Origin of the sequence: Prevotella sp. AM34-19LB, from assembly GCF_003468525.1 — a bacterium.
GTDB lineage: Bacteria > Bacteroidota > Bacteroidia > Bacteroidales > Bacteroidaceae > Prevotella.
This window is the reverse complement of sequence record NZ_QSIG01000037.1, coordinates 1-17091: the sequence shown is the minus strand read 5'-3', so window position 1 is coordinate 17091 and position 17091 is coordinate 1. Positions and strand designations below refer to the sequence as shown.

Annotated in this window: 14 protein-coding genes and 2 pseudogenes; 3 read left to right on the top strand and 13 right to left on the bottom strand. The window is 40.7% G+C overall.

Features of this window, described 5'->3' with window-relative positions:
* Nucleotides 1-2: 2 nt before the first annotated feature.
* The 7 genes from DW830_RS11300 to DW830_RS11270 form a co-directional block, all read right to left on the bottom strand.
* Nucleotides 3-641, bottom strand: coding sequence for a vWA domain-containing protein (locus DW830_RS11300; protein ID WP_119249989.1), 639 nt, complete (start codon nt 639-641; stop codon nt 3-5).
* Nucleotides 642-704: 63 nt separating this feature from the next.
* The gene (locus tag DW830_RS11295; RefSeq protein ID WP_118141192.1) at nt 705-1343 is read right to left on the bottom strand and encodes a vWA domain-containing protein; all 639 of its coding nucleotides are present in this window, start codon (nt 1341-1343) and stop codon (nt 705-707) included.
* 11 nt (nt 1344-1354) lie between these two features.
* Nucleotides 1355-2020 carry a TerD family protein gene (locus DW830_RS11290; RefSeq protein ID WP_119249976.1) on the bottom strand — a complete coding sequence of 222 codons (666 nt, stop codon included), beginning with the start codon at nt 2018-2020 and terminating at the stop codon, nt 1355-1357.
* Nucleotides 2021-2039: 19 nt separating this feature from the next.
* Entirely contained in the window at nt 2040-2681 is a 642-nt protein-coding gene (locus DW830_RS11285; protein WP_119249975.1) for a stress protein, read from the bottom strand.
* 2 nt (nt 2682-2683) lie between these two features.
* Entirely contained in the window at nt 2684-3364 is a 681-nt protein-coding gene (locus DW830_RS11280; protein WP_119249974.1) for a TerD family protein, read from the bottom strand.
* A gap of 6 nt (nt 3365-3370) precedes the next feature.
* Nucleotides 3371-3943, bottom strand: a complete 573-nt coding sequence (locus tag DW830_RS11275; protein ID WP_089543821.1) for a TerD family protein — start codon at nt 3941-3943, stop codon at nt 3371-3373.
* A gap of 132 nt (nt 3944-4075) precedes the next feature.
* A complete protein-coding gene (locus DW830_RS11270; protein ID WP_134843819.1) occupies nt 4076-5470 on the bottom strand; it encodes a hypothetical protein in 1395 nt (464 codons plus the stop codon).
* 884 nt (nt 5471-6354) lie between these two features.
* Between DW830_RS11270 and DW830_RS15870 the strand changes: the two genes are divergently transcribed.
* Nucleotides 6355-6498 (top strand): hypothetical protein, encoded by a 144-nt coding sequence (locus tag DW830_RS15870; protein WP_158573489.1) that lies wholly within the window; start codon nt 6355-6357, stop codon nt 6496-6498.
* A gap of 153 nt (nt 6499-6651) precedes the next feature.
* Here the strand turns inward: DW830_RS15870 and DW830_RS11260 are convergent, their stop codons facing one another.
* Both DW830_RS11260 and DW830_RS16950 read right to left on the bottom strand, forming a co-directional pair.
* On the bottom strand, nt 6652-7557 hold the full coding sequence (locus tag DW830_RS11260) for an Abi family protein (RefSeq protein WP_119249972.1): 906 nt from the start codon (nt 7555-7557) through the stop codon (nt 6652-6654).
* A gap of 39 nt (nt 7558-7596) precedes the next feature.
* A pseudogene (locus tag DW830_RS16950) lies at nt 7597-8034 on the bottom strand (PD-(D/E)XK nuclease domain-containing protein); the annotation flags it as partial.
* A 399-nt stretch (nt 8035-8433) separates the two neighbouring features.
* On the opposite strand from DW830_RS16950, the gene DW830_RS11250 reads away from it, so the two are divergent.
* Together DW830_RS11250 and DW830_RS11245 are read left to right on the top strand one after the other, a co-directional pair.
* Nucleotides 8434-8889, top strand: a complete 456-nt coding sequence (locus tag DW830_RS11250; protein WP_119249970.1) for a DUF6078 family protein — start codon at nt 8434-8436, stop codon at nt 8887-8889.
* A 364-nt stretch (nt 8890-9253) separates the two neighbouring features.
* Nucleotides 9254-11140: a VapE domain-containing protein gene (locus tag DW830_RS11245; protein WP_119249969.1), complete on the top strand. Its 1887-nt coding sequence runs from the start codon at nt 9254-9256 to the stop codon at nt 11138-11140.
* A 176-nt stretch (nt 11141-11316) separates the two neighbouring features.
* Here the strand turns inward: DW830_RS11245 and nhaD are convergent.
* From nhaD to DW830_RS11225, 4 genes and pseudogenes are all read right to left on the bottom strand, one after another.
* Nucleotides 11317-12686, bottom strand: a pseudogene (gene nhaD, locus DW830_RS11240) (sodium:proton antiporter NhaD).
* 307 nt (nt 12687-12993) lie between these two features.
* Nucleotides 12994-14559, bottom strand: a complete 1566-nt coding sequence (locus DW830_RS11235) for an ATP-binding protein (RefSeq protein WP_119249968.1) — start codon at nt 14557-14559, stop codon at nt 12994-12996.
* A 213-nt stretch (nt 14560-14772) separates the two neighbouring features.
* Entirely contained in the window at nt 14773-15441 is a 669-nt protein-coding gene (locus DW830_RS11230) for a hypothetical protein (RefSeq protein ID WP_119249967.1), read from the bottom strand.
* Between the two features lie 25 nt (nt 15442-15466).
* Nucleotides 15467-16804: a PD-(D/E)XK nuclease family protein gene (locus tag DW830_RS11225; RefSeq protein ID WP_119249966.1), complete on the bottom strand. Its 1338-nt coding sequence runs from the start codon at nt 16802-16804 to the stop codon at nt 15467-15469.
* Nucleotides 16805-17091: the final 287 nt, after the last annotated feature.

Genomic DNA, 17091 nt, shown 5'->3' with positions numbered 1-17091 from the left:
CTTTATACCACTAAATTTACTTCTGTTGGAGGTGCAGGCAGTTCTAGCTGGTCTGTAACTCCCATCGTCTTACCACCTCCTATAATATTGATTGATACCCATTGGAAGAACTTCTTGAATGTATTACTATCCATTGTGTCAAGTGTAAAAACATTGTTAGTAAGCTTCTTCAAAGGTTCTGTTTTTGCCTTAGGTCCTGCAGCACAAGCCACAATATTTGTGAACTGATGTGCTTTGACCTTTGGTATCACATTATCGTATGCCAACAAATCCGAAGGTTTTCCATCTGTCAAGATAAACAATAATGGCATCCAATCGCCTTTTTGCTCTTTAGACCCCATATTCACCTCTGCATCATATCGTTGACACAACAATTCCAAAGCAGCTCCCATGTGAGTCGGTCCAGCTTCAGGACAAGCAATCTCCGGCAATTGAAGATTCTCCAATTCGGTCAAAGGAAGAATTTGCTTGACATCCTTATCGTATGTTATAATACTGATACAAGCCGTTTCCAAAGCGTATGGATCCAATCGCAAAGATGCTATCATATCCGACAGTCCCACCTTCACAGACTCTATAGGTTCACCTTTCATGGAACCAGAAGTATCTATCAATATATAAACAGGTAATCTTCTACTCATAATTTGTTTAAAGATTAAATTACAGATGATGCTCTTACTAAAGAGCACCATCCTTAATAAAATTTATACTACGATATTAACCTCTGGTGGGGGAGGTGGCAACTCACTCATTGTAGTAGCCTCGCAAGCAGTATCCTCAACAGATTTACTACTTGTACTGATTGAAGCTGAGACCCATTTGAAGAAAGCCTTGATTGTAGCACTATCAGCAGTATCAAGCTGTACCACATTCTCTGTGATTTGTTTCAAAGTATTGGTATTAGCACCTTGACCTGCGGCACAAGCTACAACCATACCACACTTACGCTTCTTGAATTCCTCAAGTCCCTTTGTAATAGAGTCGGTCGGTTCACCATCTGTCATAATGAAAACCAATGGTCTCCAATCACCTTTTACTTCAGCAGTAGTTTTTGTAACTTCACTATCAATCTTCTGTGACAGTAATTCCAAAGCACCGCCTAAGGCAGTACAACCGCCAGCATCAATGCCCGGTTGTTGGAATGCAGCCAATTCTGTTAATGGCGACACCTGCTGAGCTGTTGTATTAAAAGTGATAATACTAATGTACGCTGTTTCTAGCGCATAAGGATCACTTCTCAATGTAGAAATAAGCGTTTGTACGCCATTTTTAACAGCCTCGATAGGTTCACCATACATAGAACCAGACGTATCGAGGAGTAAATATACTGGTAATCTTCTCATTTTACTATAATTTATTTTGAATAATCTCTTGCCACACGAACAATGGTTTGTCCGATAGTTCTATCTTCAAACGCATCACCGATTGCTGCAAATTTCCATTCACCATTGCGTCGGTACAACTTACCCATTACAAGAGCACGCTTACCTACACATTCTGTCTTAGTCGCTACATTATATTGAGCAAACACTTGCTTAGGTGGTCTTTCAGGTGTACCCTCAAACATACGAATAGAAGCATATGGAATTCCTGAGAAATCACCACTATATTCATTATTATTATATATGTTCAAAAAGAACACGATAGAGTTCACATTATAGCTGACACGATTCAAGTCAACAGTAATAATCTCATTGTCAAGACCATCATCTCCATTTTGATCACCTGTTAGGTCATCACCTGTATGATGAAGAGCACGATCATTTGAATCCAACTTGCCTTGAGGTAGTTTGCCATGGAATTGATATAAAGGAGACCAAATATGGTCTACGACACCACCATTAGCATCAAACATCATACAACTAAGGTCCAAATCTACATCTACAACAGAGGTAGACAAACCAAAGAATGTTTTCTTGATGATAGCTCCCCAGTTACAACCAACACAAAAGTTGGTCAATTTCGCACCAGTCTCTTTTTCAAGATTAATGCGTTGTCCTTTTTCAAGTTTTATTGCCATAATTCTCAAGTTTAAATAATTAATCTTTACTGCCAGGACTATAATTGAATCCCCATCCATATTGTTTGTCACAATCACGATGTCCATCATGAAATGTTACCAGTTTCTTCACTGTAATAGAATTATCACCAGCAAAATCTAGCTGGGCTATAGCACAGAACTTTTTGTCACTGTACTGTTGCCCCATTTCCACAATTACCTCTTGATTGCCTGGTACTTTGACTTTTACAACAGCATTCGTCTCCGACCATTTAGCTACGCCTTCATAAATAAAGGTATAAACTATAATGCGCTTGATTTCATTGATACCTACAGGATTCACAAGAATGGTTTCTCCTGAAGAGGCACCACCTCCACGATCATCGCCTTGATGCCATATATAAGGAGCCATATCATAGCAACCTTGTCGAGTCACATGATGACGATCACCTCCTCTACCATGAGAAAATTGCAAACCATCTATCAGCATTTTCTTGCCATTACGCAATTCATAATAACAGCCTAAATCCAGATCAATGGCATTACCAAAGAGATTTTTGAAAAATCCTCCTTTACTCCAGTCAAGATTGATAACAATCTCACCTGCAGAAGGTTTGCCCGCTGTAGGCTTTTCCAAATTAATACGATGAGTATCACCGCTCTTTTCTAGAATGATTGCCATAATTACATAAATTTAGAAGCATACTTTCTGCAAATAGGTTCTAGTCCATCTTTATGAGCTTCACCTACTGCCTGGAATTTCCATTCAGAACCACGACGATATAAACGACCAAATTCAACACCTTTATCGGTAGAGAAGTCTTCATCCAAATCATAACGGCAAATAACCTCTCCATTTATTGCATTCTTAATCTGAATATATGCATCACGGACCTGACCAAAATTATACTTCATTCGTGGAGCATTCACAGGGTCATTTGCATCTGATGGACTCCAATAGATACTTGCTGTAAAAAGGATTTCTTGCACCTTAGCCGAAGTTTTTGTCAAATCCACTTCTATTTCCTCATTTCCCTCTCCAGTATCATCGCCATCATCACCTAAATCATCAATAGAGCCTAAGACGCTTCTATCTAAAGATATTGGACGCATAACAGGATTGCCACTTTTATCAAAGATTGGTTTTCCATTATCATCTAAAGCCTGAGTCTGATTACCAGAACCATAGAAAACAAAATCATATTCGTGTTCTATCTGCCCATTATTACCCAATAAAAAAGTAGATGCATCCAAATCATATGCAGGATTTGCATTTGGATTCACCTTCCATCCCATCTCCACCTTCAAACGAGTCAAACCAGATCCGATTTCAACTCGTTGACCTTTAATCAAATTAATAGCCATAATCGATTATGCAAATTGTTTAGCATATTTGTTTACAAGAGCCTGCAGACCTCCTTTATTACCATTACCAATAGCCTCAAACTTCCATTCTCCATTATGACGATACAGACGACCAAACTCTACAGCTGTCTCTATAGAAAAGTCCTCATCCAAATCATAACGAGCTATCTCTGTATTTGTCTTTGCATCATAGATACGAATATAAGAATTTCGTACTTGACCAAAATTCTGGCGACGTTCATCAGCTTTATAAATAGTTGCAGTAAAGATTATCTCTTTAATGTTTTGACTAACCTTTGTCAAGTCAACATTCAGGGTTTCATCATCACCACCATCACTATTTCCACCAGTCAGATCATCGCCTGTAGATTCCACAGAGCCATCTGGAGCTTTCTGATTTCCATAGAATACAAAGAATTCCTGTTGTGGAATCTGACCATTCTCACCCAACATGAATGCAGAAGCATCCAAGTCGAAATCATAACCAGAACCCTCATTCGGATCCCAACCGAGTCCTACACCTACTAATGACAGCCCTTTATCCATACTAATGCGCTGTCCTTTTTCAAGATTGATCATATTCTCAAATATTTAAATTGTTATTATTATCTGTTTGATGGTGCAAAGCTAATCATTTTTCTCTATACCTTATTAAATATGCAAACGTTGCAAGCTAGCAAGAGTAAAAAGTCTAATAAACAAGTTGCAACCTTACAAGGCTGAGATTCTCTGCCATTCATCAGAATCCTTTAATTGTTTTATACCCTCATCTATACCTTCCTGATAAGTCATCAAATCTGCCGAGATTCTGACTCCATAGTTACCATACATATTACGCTGTATTATATAGTCTTCTGCATGGAACAAAACATCATTCAATTTCAATATCTGTTTTTTCAATAATGCAATCATTGGCGCACGAGTTGCATAATCCAAGATATTAGGAGCTTTATCAGCCTCACCGCCAAACTTCTTATAGATGATTTGATATTTCTTCATAATAGCAGTCATTCTTTTTTGATATCTTTCAAGTTGTTTGGCTGTTACAGGCTTATTAAAGTTGATACCTCCACTCATAGACTCTAACAAAAACAAAGCATACAATGCCTTCTCTCTTCGGTGGATTTTCTCCAACTTGACATCTGCCTCAGGAAAGTAAATTTGCTCTTTTAACGTATCTATGACAACAGAACTCTTCACACCCTTACGAAGCATTAGAATATCAAAGATCTGCTTATAAAAACCACGGAAAATAAAACGTCCGGTTTCTTCCTGCAAATAATTCAGTCTTAGATTATGGTAGTTTTCTGCCAACAAATCCAATATTTTACGAATAGTACCAAGAGCATCATCCTCTATTTCTACAAGCAAGAAATTCGACACCATTCTATCATTAACAAAAGATTCCCCAATCTTTATCATGAAAGAAGGATTTACTAGTCCAAACTCTTTCACATTCAATTTCGCAGCCAATAGGTCTTTACAAAAACGTTCTGTTGACAAGCTACGCAACTGCTTAATAATAACTTGCAGTCGTTCATAGCTTACCTTAGGATATAAGAAATCTGCAATCTGATACAAATCCGTTTCAGAAATACTTTGATAATGTTCCGCTATTTTTGGCAAATAAACAAAATCAAAACCCGCTAACCGTATCTCCGAACAGATTTCCCGATAACTATTTTGAATTTGCTCATTGATTTTCTTATCAAATTCACTTTCAACATAGAGAATTTGAGTATCTTCAAATTTTATTTCAGATGTATCAATGGAAAGTACAGTTACCGAACTTCCCATATTGATAGTCATACAACAACGTAAAGCAAGAATCAGCAAAGCCTCTTCCCTTGCACAATAATTGTCAGACATTGCCGTTTGATTGAAATCACCAATCAAATCATGCTTAAGACTATCATCAGCCAAAAGAAGTTCGTTCAAAGCCGCCGCAAAAGTATAGGAGGCAGCAGCTACTTCATCTTCCTTCTTGATTCCATATTTCTCACGCAAAGAATCAAGAAAGATAATCTCTCTTGCATCAATGATACCATCAGCCTCTATCAAATCAGAAACTATTCTCATTATACTTGCACGTTCAGACTGCCTCATGCCTTTCCTATTTAATGACAGAGGCTCCCAACCTGCCAGATTATTATTAAGGTATATATACAAAGAAGCGCGGAGCCAGTCTGTTGCCCGTTCCACGCTATTAAGGCCTTCGCATTGCCCTGTCTGTCGAAACGAACAACGCTGGAAGCCCCACGCCGATGTAAGTATATAGCACCACCTATCAACTCATTACCGAAATGCTATGAGCCGACAAGGGCTGTATATATAATACATCCCAAGGGGCGTCCCCGTTGCTTTGTTCTTGACAGACATTTGGAAGTTGCGAAGTTCTAATAGCGTCAAAACCAAAGCGTACAGTTACGCCTTTTATGTATATATGTCCATCCCACCTTCGCCCAGTTGGAGCTTCCAGTAAGGATATGACACCGCAAAAGTAACAAATATTATCGAATCTACAAAATTTTTAGCCATAAAGTTTCGAAAAAAGTTGTGTGAGGGGACACAATTGGGAAGAAGAAGAAGTCTTACTTGGCTAGCAACTTTAGATTTTGAGGAATGCTTCCACCTACCTTCCTTATTTTCCACGCCATCTACTTTTGGTATACAAAACATAATTACCTGATAATCAAACTATAGCATTTTCACGCTTCTTTTTGACACGCAGATTGTGACTATGAATAGCGGGTTCGATAATGAATCCACAAAGTAAGTAAGTAACATTAATATAGTAACAATTTAAAATAGATAAGATTATGAAGAAGTTTATGTTTGCAGCTATCGCAGCTATGGTAATGGTTTCAGTAAGCAACGTTTTTGCATCAAGCAGAATGGCAGGTAACGCAGAGGTAGCACCAGCAGGCTACAGAGACTGAGCAGCAGACAAATGCTGAATAAGAATCCAATAGGGTTCAATAGAGTTCATTTTGCAATCGACATATAAGATCAGCGAAGCCATCATCAAAACCTACATCATAGTATGGTTTGATGCTAAGATCAAGAGCAGAAGTGGCATCATGAGTTTGCTGAGAGACAAGTGTGGATTGAGAAGAATCTATGCCGATTTTTGAAACAGAAGTCCCCTACGGCATATCTTCATAAATTACCACAGTATCCATTTGGGTATCTAAAGAATTTCAACCTGTACGGTTGAAATATTTATCAATTAATGTTAATGAGGTGGGTACAAGCCACCCCATCTTTTTTGACAGTTTCTATCTTCATCATCTGGTGCTCCACAACGGTTCGTTCTCCCAGTTGTTTGATGGGAATCCCATGGCACGGATGTCAATCATTGGATATTCAGCAAGGAGTGCTTGTAGATGTTCAAGCATATCGTTGTTGGGCGATACTATGTTAATAAACCACTTGATTATGCAGATATCAAAATATATTCGCTTGGGCGACACACCGGAAACTATCCACCTGTCATTCAGTCTTCGTGGTATCATCGGACTGATGGCATTCTCTTTATTCCACACACGGGCATGATGACAACAAGCATTGCGGGTTAGGGTGACAACGGTTATCCATGATGTGAATACTGGCACAGTCAGTCCGAAGCGTGCAGCAATCTTCTTTCTGAGAGAGTTATCAGCCAAGTTTTCAAACATGCGTGTAACAACGCCTAGTGGAAGTATCTCAACGAGAATCCATGCAGGAGGATAAGGGTTGCTGTACTTTTCCTTGAAATGAAGTATGAATTCCTCTTTCGAGTTCCTCAGTTCCTTGTCCACCAATTCCATGGTTCGTCTGAACTTGTCACGATTGGCAAACAAGGTCTCGTCTGTCATCCAGAATATATTGCCAGTCTCCTCAACAACAAGGTTTGCAAGAGTGCTGCGAAGAGCAATCTCCACCTTTTCTATCTCGTTGAAGAGGAAAAGGCGTAGTTTCTTGTCGAAACGATATAGATTTAGTGCATCTTGAAATTTGCTCCCCTGCTTGAAACGGTGCTCATCCTTAGGTTGGCGCAGGAATGGGAACATATATGCACTCAACCTATAATAGCCGATGTTGCGTATATAATAGGAAACTCTCTGAGGGTTCTCGATTTCCAACCCTCTATGTCGAAGCAGCTCAACCATATCATCAGGCTGCATAAAAGACTTATCGAACAATAATCTCATAGTAGTATAAAAATAAAACGACCCCCGATTTGAGCATTGTTAAGAGGCTTGGGGGTTCTGGTGGTGCAAAGGTACGACTTTTATTTGAGTTGTGCAAGAGTTGTCGGATAAAAGTAATGATTTGGCGGGTGTTTTTAACAGTTGTTGGTGTTTTGGTGTTAGTTTTTCAAGAACGCAAGTATCAGCAGACTTCTTATATTTCAATTCGAAGATGAAGATGCTCTGCTCTGTCTTGCGCACAAGGTCTATTCTTCCATCCGAAGTGGTATGCTCCGCCTTCACATCTTCGCCAAGCATCGTAAAGATGGTAAACATTACTGCTTACCTGACGAGACTATCAGAAAACCCTTGTCTAACTTCCAGATTAGGGAAACAGAGATGATACAACTTGCCTCTCTTCTCATATCCTTTAATGGTAAGGTAGCCACTCTGGAAAAGGACAGGAATAGGATCAGTAAGCCTTTCCGTAGGTGCGTCAGATACAGATAACATTTCAGAAAGCAAGCGTTTTTCTTATTATTAACAATATACCAGCAAGGATTCATCACGCGCATACGTATAGATATTTTTTCTCGGAAAAAGTATCAAAGTCTCATTATTTATATAATACCTAATGTTAAATATCTAACACTCAGATGATTTTATCTAATGAGACTTCTCTAAAAATAGAGAAAGAAGTATCATAGAAGTATCATAAATTTATGGAAATGCATCATAAAAATGCTAATAAGAAGCTGAGAAATGCGGTCAAGAAGCTAAAAAATGCTACTAAAATGCAGAAATAAGCTACAAAAACAGAAAAAAATCCTTGTTTTCAGGCAATAAATACCCATTTTTCTCGTTATAATAGAAATTTTTACTAAAAACATAGCAACTATGGATGAAAAGGAACTTTTGAAAAAGGCTTTCGAATACGGAAACGTTCCTAGCCTCATCACCTATTGCTTCACCGAACCATGTCCGATGAAAGACAAGTGTATCCACTATCTATCCGGCCTCTACAAAAACAAGAAGACTGATAGAGGAGATGCCATCTTCCCAAATGCCCTGAAAAACGGGAATTGCAAGTACTTCGCTCCGCTGCGTGTCGTGAAAATGGCATGGGGATTCGACAAACTCTTTGCCGAAATGAAAGTGAAAGACGCACCCACACTGCGCGCCGAAATGAGAAGCTACCTCGGTAGCAAAGGACAATACTACCGATACAAACTGGGTCAACTGAAACTCCTCCCGGAACAGCAGAAATATATCAAACAGCTCTTCGCCAGATACGGATATAAAGACGTTGAGTTCGAACACTTCTCTGAAGAGATTGACTTCACAAACATCTAATCTTTCCAAGAATTTATTGTTACGGTTTGATAAAACTAAAGATGTATTCATTCCCGTTTCACTATACTGAATATGTCTAGTATTCCAGTTTAGGAGAGCAACTATATGTCTACTTTTTCAGTTCATCAGATGTTCCCTCTGTGCCCACTAGCTGATCCTACCATGCCCGTTACACGGGCATCCACAGCCCACCAAGCGGGCATCCACAGAACAAGTGCTGGGCAACAAGTGCCCATAAGGCGGGCAATGAGTGCCCAAAAATCGGGACTTGTTTTGGGCAACGGAATTAATAATTGATAATGTACAATTGATAATTGATAATTTACAATTTACAGTTAACACTTAACCATTAACCAGAAATACAATGAAGGTAACTATCGTACATACAAATAACAAGAAGCAGCTCCTCGTAAGTACCAAGACGATGGAGAAGCTGATGGAACGATTCGCAAGGGATGATAGCAAACTGACTATCACCCACTTCCGCGAAAGCGTTCCGTATCTTAGCAACAACTATGAAGGCTACAAGGATATGCCGAAATGGATGCACATCTATCCCGCTGCAGAATTCGTCAAAGACGAAAACAACAACCTGAAGATGAAGGCTTTCAACGGCATCCTGCTGCTGAAATTTGGCAACATTACCGATGTGGATGGTGTGGAGGGTATTAAGCGATCGGTAGCCATTCTGCCTTCTACCCTTGCCGCCATCACAGGTGCCGACGGAAAGACTGTTATCGTTCTGATAAAATTCCAGGGCGAAAATGATTCACTGCCTACATCTGAAACGGATGCCGAGCATCTCTATCGCATCGCTTACCAGCAGATTTTCCCTGTATATCAGGCTATTGTCAAGGCTTCGATTCTTGTAGATGGTCCGAAACCTTCTATCGAGGCTGGCTCTACCCTATCTCAAGAGCCTTCGATTCACAACAGTTTCATGATGACGCTCGATGCGGAGCCTTATTTCAATAGCAAGGCGGTGGCGATGAAGATTGACAGCCATACACGATCTCAAAGCCCAGCTCCCAGCACGGATAATCATCAGCTGACAATTCCTGATTTCAAGGCTCCAGAAGAAGGAAAGAAAGTTGACAAGAACAGTATTCGCGAGAATATCGTGAACATGATGCAGCTGCTGAAAAGCAGATATGATTTCAGATACAACACGGTGATGAAATTCGTGGAATACATGCCGAAGGACAAGGGATGGTATGGCTACCAACCTGTGGATCCTAGAGTGCAGAAGCGTATGACGCTGGAGGTGCAGCTGGCTGATATCCGGGTGAGCATCAAGGATGTACGTAATTTTCTGGAGTCAGATTATATCAAAAATTATAATCCGATAGATGAATATCTCTTCCAGTGCTACGACAAATGGGATGGAAAGGATCATATCCGTGCCTTGGCCCGCACGGTGCCTACCGCCAATCCTCACTGGGCAGACTGGTTTTACACCTGGTTCCTGGGCATGGTTGACCAGTGGCGCGGCTATTCCCATCGCCAATACGGCAACTCGGTGGCTCCGCTTCTCATTTCCAAACAGGGTTACAACAAGAGTACTTTCTGTCGCCGACTGCTGCCGCCGGAACTGCAGTGGGGGTATAGTGACAATCTGATTCTGTCGGAAAAGCGTCAGGTTTATCAGGCGATGGCGCAGTTTATGGTTATCAATCTCGATGAGTTCAACCAGATTTCGCCACAGGTTCAGCAGGGATTTCTGAAGAATCTCATCCAGTTGCCTACGCTGAAATACAAACCTCCGTATGGCAGTCATGTCATGGAATTTCCTCGTCTCGCCTCGTTCATCGCCACGAGCAACATGAAGGATATTCTCTCCGATCCATCCGGCAATCGAAGATTCATCGGTGTGGAACTGACGGGACCTATCGACGTGAGCGTTCGCCCGAACTACCAGCAGCTTTTTGCCCAGGCACTTTCTGCCTTGAACAATGGCGAAAAGAGTTATTTCGATGCGCAGCAGGTGAAGCTGATCATGAAGAGCAACAGCCAGTTTGAGATAATCCAGCCGATAGACCAGTATTTCCTGCTCTATTTTGAATTGGTTGAGGATGAGAAAGAGGGTGACTATCTTACTGCCGCCGAAATTTTCGACTATCTGAAGAAGCAGATTGGTTCATCGCTCAAGGTAAACAGCCTGATGGGATTCGGCAGAAAACTGGCGAATATGAGTGAGTTGAAACACAAGAGATTTGCAGATGGAATGAAATATCTCGTAAAGAAAAAGTGAAATAATGATACTTCTATGATACATAAATGAGACTTCCCGGCACCAAAACCGAGAAGTCTCATTCTTTTCATCTTATTATCTATCAAGTCTTTAAGTCGATATTTCCAACAGAAAATGAGACTATGAGACTTTTTCTTCCAAAAAAACTTTTTCACGTAAGAGAAAAGTATTATCCTTTAGATAGCATAAAGGAAGGTGCGGATGAACCAGTAGCAAACGATACCTGCGATGTAACCTACGAAAGCAATCCAGGAGATGTGCTTCATATACCAGCCGAAGGTAATCTTCTCCAAGCCCATAACTACCACACCAGCGCACTACCGATAATCAGCATAGAACCACCGACACCGGCACAGTAGGCGAGCAACTGCCAGAAGACACCATCCACAGCCATATCGCCAGCGGCTGCCACAGGATACATTCCCATACATCCGGCTACCAGAGGCACGTTGTCAACGATACTTGAAAGCACACCGATGATAACAGTTACGAGGTAGTGGTTGCCATCGAATACGACGTTCAAGCCCTGACCCAAAGCAGTCAATACGCCAATCTCAGCCAGGCAGGATACTGCCATCAGGATACCGAGGAAGAAGAGGATGGTACTCATATCCACACGAGAAAGCAACTTGGTTACTCGCTTCTGAGTGCCCTCAGCATCAGCTCCACGATGCAAACCGCGATAGAAAACTTCGGTAGCTGTCCAGAGAACGCCCAATACGAGGAGGATTCCTACGAATGGAGGCAAGTGGGTGATACTCTTGAAGATAGGAACGAAGATCAAACCGCCTACTCCCAACCAGAACACAGCCTTGCGCTGACCTTCGGTGAAATCGCTGACCGATGCATTCTGCTGGTCAGAAACCTCAGGCATCACGAGTTCGCCCTTCAACATGGTCTGAAGGATGAGGGCAGGAATCACCATGGAAACCACAGACGGGATGAAGATTTCTGCTATAACGCCGGCAGCAGTAATCAGTCCCTTGTTCCAGAGCATGATGGTGGTAACGTCGCCGATTGGTGAGAAAGCACCACCCGAATTGGCTGCGATGATGACGAGGGATGCATAAACCATGCGATCCTTGTGGTCGGTGACGAGCTTTCGGAGAATCATGATCATCACGATACTGGTGGTCAGATTGTCGAGGATTGCAGAGAGGAAGAAGGTAAGGATAGCGATACGCCAGAGGAGCGCACGCTTCGACTTGGTCTTCATCACCTTGCGAACCCAGTTGAATCCGCCGTTCTGGTCAACGATTTCCACGATGGTCATCGCACCCATCAGGAAGAAGAGTGTTGTGGCGGTATCGCCCAGATGTTCCTGGATGATTCCGGTCACCTTCTCCACCATTCCAGCAGCGCCGCCTGTATAATCAGGGTGCATCAACTGGAGATACTGCATTGGATCCATCATATAGAGGGTCCAACAACCTACCAACATCAACAGGGCTATCGCAGCCTTGTTAACCTTAGTCAAGCTTTCGGTAGCTATGAGTGCATAGCCGAGCACGAAAACGACAATAATAGAAATTGTAAGTGTAGTCATTACTTCTTATTTATTATTAGATATTCTTTTTTCCTTTATGTATGATTTGGCACGTACAATTGTCAAACGGTTGCAAAGATACAAAAAGAAAAGCAATAACCACCCTTTTCTATATTATATTTATATGAAATCGTTTACTTACTTACAGTTTTAACCTAATAATAACCGATTTCGACCTGTATGGTTGAGGCATTTCATAAAACATGTAACATGAAATAGATATAAAACGTTATGGAAATGTAAAATCCGAAACAGATAGCTGCCAATGCTTCTGTTTCGGATTATCTTTTCATTTTCTTTTTCTTTCTTATTCTTCCTTAATCTTCCATTCGCTGATGGTTCGCTGGGTGCTGTCAAAGCTGATACCCACTTTTACCAATCGCTTACCTTCAGAATGATAAGGCAGCATGTAGCCCTTTTCATCTATCTGAGCCAAAGCCTCATCAGCACTCTTATCTACCTTCAGTTCGAAAACATATATCGTATCAGGCATGTGCATCACGGCATCAGCCCTGCCGATGGCACTCTTCACTTCTGTTCGGATATAGATATTGAGGAAGCTGAACATCAGATAGAAGATGGTCTGATAATGCTTCTCGCTATGATTCTCCAAATCGTATGGTATTGTAGCCAGATAGGTGCGCATGTGCTCCAAAGCAGCCTCAATATCGTTTCGATAAACCGCCTTGCAGAATCCCAAGAGAAATGCATCGTTGTCGGAACGACGAGGATTCACATAATGAGGAATCAACGAATTGAGCAATCCGTCGCGTACCTCCTTGTTTGGGATGCCTAGCGTATATTCCCGAAACATCGGTTCATATTTCTTGATGGTCAGATAGCCGCTCTGGTAAAGCAAAGGCAAGGCATCCGTCATTTCTTCCGTAGATAGATCAAAGGAGTTCAGTACTACCTCCTGGCTCTCCAGAGAAGCCAGGTTGACATGATACTTATCCAATAGTTTCAAGAGGAAGGATGGAGTTCCGGAGCCAAACCAGTAAGGAGCAATCTTGCGTGCATTCAATGCCTTTACCAGACTGAACGGATTGAAAACATCTTCTGAATTCTCGCTGAAATGATAACCGTCGTAGAATTGCGTCAGCTCTGCCAGGCATTCCTCATACGTCATACCAAGAGCTTCACCCATAGCCTCAATATCCGGTTTCATCTGCGTAGTAAGTTCCGTCTTGCTGATACCACAGATAGCCGAATACTGGTCGAACATGCTGATATTATCGAGGTTGTTGAGTTCGCTGAAGATGCTGAGCTGCGAGAACTTGGTGATACCGGTGATGAAGGTGAACTCCAGGTATGGGTCGAGCTTTTTCAGAGGACTGTAGAAGTTCTGCATAATAAGACGCAACTGCTTGAGACCATCCTCCTCATGCACAACATCCAGCAATGGGGCATCATATTCATCAATAATGACAACCACCTTTTCGCCCGTCTGCTTGTAAGCTCGCTTTACGATTCCATCCAGTCGGTCGTTTGGATACAATTCATCATCATCCCTGCCATAGAGCTTTTCGTATGGTTTCAGCTGCAAGTCGAGATAATGCTTCAAGCCTTCCTCATCAAAATGCTTGGCACCGCTCAGGTCGAAGTGGAGCACAGGATGCTTCACCCAATCTTTCTCATAATCAGCAATGGCCAATCCCTCGAAAAGTTCCTTTCTTCCCTCAAAATAAGCCTGAAGGGTAGAGGCAAAGAGCGACTTGCCGAATCGTCTTGGACGACTCAGAAAGACATACGACATCTGCTTTTCCCTGAAATCCACGATATATTTGGTCTTATCTATATAGAGATAGCCATTCTCGCGGATTTTTTCAAATGTCTGAATTCCTACAGGATATTTATTTACTATTTTTGCCATATTCCTACATGCTTTACGTTTTGCGCTGCTAAGTTACGAAGAAAATCTGAATTAGCCAAGCTTATTCTAAAATTTATTAGGAAAAGAAGCCCAAAAACGAAGTTAGCTTCATCGTCCATCGAAAGTAGTTTCGGTGTCTGATGAAACTACTTTCGATGCTTGATGAAGCTAATATACTTACGGAGGGAATTCTTCCTTCATCAACGTTTCCTTTTATTGCCCTGAAGATATAGAAGCAAACAAAGTTACTTTTTGCGAAGCTGCTACTCTGTATGTCCAGTAGAGGCTGCTCTCTTCGGGGAAAGCATCCATGTATTCATTGAGAGAAGCCAAATGCCTGGATAGAGTCTTCTCATCATACTTACCTACTGTAAACGATAGAAGATATTTGCCATTGTCTTTTAAATTGACTGACTTTAGATGGCTGATAGCCTCAGCTATGTCGTCTTGATATTCATACGAATAGACAGATACCACATTCTTTCCTCTGATGATATCGGAGAAACTTCTGAAATCAAAGCCTACCATACCATGAATCTCCACATTCTCATGGTACACTTGCAAGAAGTGCTTCAACTCCATATATGGATTACAGCCTGGATTTTGCTGAAAAGACAAGATAGAATCTATATCAGATTCATCCTTGATGCTGAGTTCCGGAGTCATCTTTACGACTACATTCTTTCTGGCACATTCGTGGTTCTCCAATACCTGATGAATATGTTCTGCTCCTTCGGCAGCAGATACCAGTATCATATTGATAAGTGTGCAAGAACGGTTCTCGATGGAATATATTCCTTCTGAGCGAAGCTGATTGATAGCTTGCTGACTAACATCGTCAGCAGCTATCAGCAGCAAAGAATCAAATGCGATTTCTTTCATGAGAATGATGCTTGGTTGTTATAAACTACAGCTTGTCTATGATACCATTATTTTTCAGAATTTCAAAACGGGTTCTCATAAAATCAAGCATCTTGCCATTGCGCATATCAGCCAAAGTCTGGACATCATCCCAATCATACCATTTTTTAACCATCGCTCTATCTTCATCATACAAAAATGAATATCCAAAAGGAAATTCTCTTTCAAAATTCCCCTTATTTTCAGGAAGTTGATGGTATTCTTTCTCGGGACCAAACAAAGGTTGAACATTAGGATCACTTGATTCAATCTTAAATACATTCTTCAACTCTCCTAAATTTGAGAAATACCCATTAATGATAGACAAGCCATATAACATTCCGCCATATTCTGAGTTTGTGCGTGAATAATTTCCAACCACAAATCCTACTTGTGATTGAAGTCTCTTCTTACCTACGAAAATCATCCAACCATAATCACTATTCCACGTAACGATATTACCATCATATTGTTGACGAAGTTCAAGACCGTATTCACCTGCCAAATTCACAAGCTGATTGCAGAAGTCTTTTCTGATTTTCTCTTTTATCTTTTGTCCATCACGTAAGATACCAAGTGTTACATCTACATTTTCTTCAGAAAGTAACAAATTCAATAATTCATCTTCCATAATCTGTCTTGTATTTTTTATATAAGTTATATATTGCTTAATCACTTCATGAATGCGAGGGCATCCTTTTGATATATCCAAGCACTTCTTAAGCCAAGATAAGATATTTGGCTTATCATCCGATAGGTCATAACTCATCGGATAATAAGTTATTTTATTAGGACCCGTAGAATACTCAGAAGCATCTTGACCAGACGGAGTGAGATATATCAAGATAAAATTATCCTTATATTCTTTTTTTCCGAAATTATGATATCGCTCAAGTTGTCTTGGTTGATCTTGAGCAGAATTGCCATATCTATCAAACTTGTTTTCAATGATGATAGCATGCCCTTTCTCATCATATAGAAAAATGTCAATATCTCCACCTGTAGACTCTCCATCTTTCTCTGATATTTTTACTTCACCAATGTGTTTGTCTTTATATTCAACATGACTCGAATTGATATCATATTGAAAACCAGACTTCAACTTTTTCTCAACCATATTCAGGAAAGCCTCCAAGAAGCCTTTCCCTACTCCATGATTGGCATCCTTATCAAGCAGCATACGAAGAAAAGGGGTATGCAGATGTTCCTCAGGGCGTGTAAAATGCAAATTTTCAAAAACATTGAAATATTCGCCTTTTGCCTCACGCTCTTTCATCTCAGCCTTACTTTTCTGTAAGATAGGCTGAGCCTCTTGCAACAATTGCTGTATAGCTTTTAAATCCATATTACTAAAATTTTAATCTCATTCTTTTTCTTATACTTATTCCACATTCTTATACAATAGTTCGTTAATAATTCAATAATGTGCTAAGCAGCTATACGCTGTAAGCACGAGAGATCTTTGAAAATCTTGCTAATTAAAGTTCGGTTCGGGATGTACCCGCATGCTTTAAAAATTCGTCTCACCAGATAAATGTTGGTCATCAGTGACTTGAATGAAGACATAGAATATTCCATTCCCATCTCCTTCATAGTTACCTTGGCAACATTTAGTGATGTGAACGAAGCATT

Bases quoted from the DNA above. Each gene is read 5' to 3' on its own strand.
- DW830_RS11230 (WP_119249967.1), bottom strand. From the start codon at position 15,441: ATGAAAGAAATCGCATTTGATTCTTTGCTGCTGATAGCTGCTGACGAT.
- DW830_RS11260 (WP_119249972.1), bottom strand. From the start codon at position 7,557: ATGAGATTATTGTTCGATAAGTCTTTTATGCAGCCTGATGATATGGTT.
- DW830_RS11290 (WP_119249976.1), bottom strand. From the start codon at position 2,020: ATGGCAATAAAACTTGAAAAAGGACAACGCATTAATCTTGAAAAAGAG.
- DW830_RS11250 (WP_119249970.1), top strand. From the start codon at position 8,434: ATGGATGAAAAGGAACTTTTGAAAAAGGCTTTCGAATACGGAAACGTT.
- DW830_RS11235 (WP_119249968.1), bottom strand. From the start codon at position 14,559: ATGGCAAAAATAGTAAATAAATATCCTGTAGGAATTCAGACATTTGAA.
- DW830_RS11285 (WP_119249975.1), bottom strand. From the start codon at position 2,681: ATGGCAATCATTCTAGAAAAGAGCGGTGATACTCATCGTATTAATTTG.
- DW830_RS11295 (WP_118141192.1), bottom strand. From the start codon at position 1,343: ATGAGAAGATTACCAGTATATTTACTCCTCGATACGTCTGGTTCTATG.
- DW830_RS11275 (WP_089543821.1), bottom strand. From the start codon at position 3,943: ATGATCAATCTTGAAAAAGGACAGCGCATTAGTATGGATAAAGGGCTG.
- DW830_RS11300 (WP_119249989.1), bottom strand. From the start codon at position 641: ATGAGTAGAAGATTACCTGTTTATATATTGATAGATACTTCTGGTTCC.
- DW830_RS11270 (WP_134843819.1), bottom strand. From the start codon at position 5,470: ATGAGGCAGTCTGAACGTGCAAGTATAATGAGAATAGTTTCTGATTTG.
- DW830_RS11245 (WP_119249969.1), top strand. From the start codon at position 9,254: ATGAAGGTAACTATCGTACATACAAATAACAAGAAGCAGCTCCTCGTA.
- DW830_RS11225 (WP_119249966.1), bottom strand. From the start codon at position 16,804: ATGGATTTAAAAGCTATACAGCAATTGTTGCAAGAGGCTCAGCCTATC.
- DW830_RS11280 (WP_119249974.1), bottom strand. From the start codon at position 3,364: ATGGCTATTAATTTGATTAAAGGTCAACGAGTTGAAATCGGATCTGGT.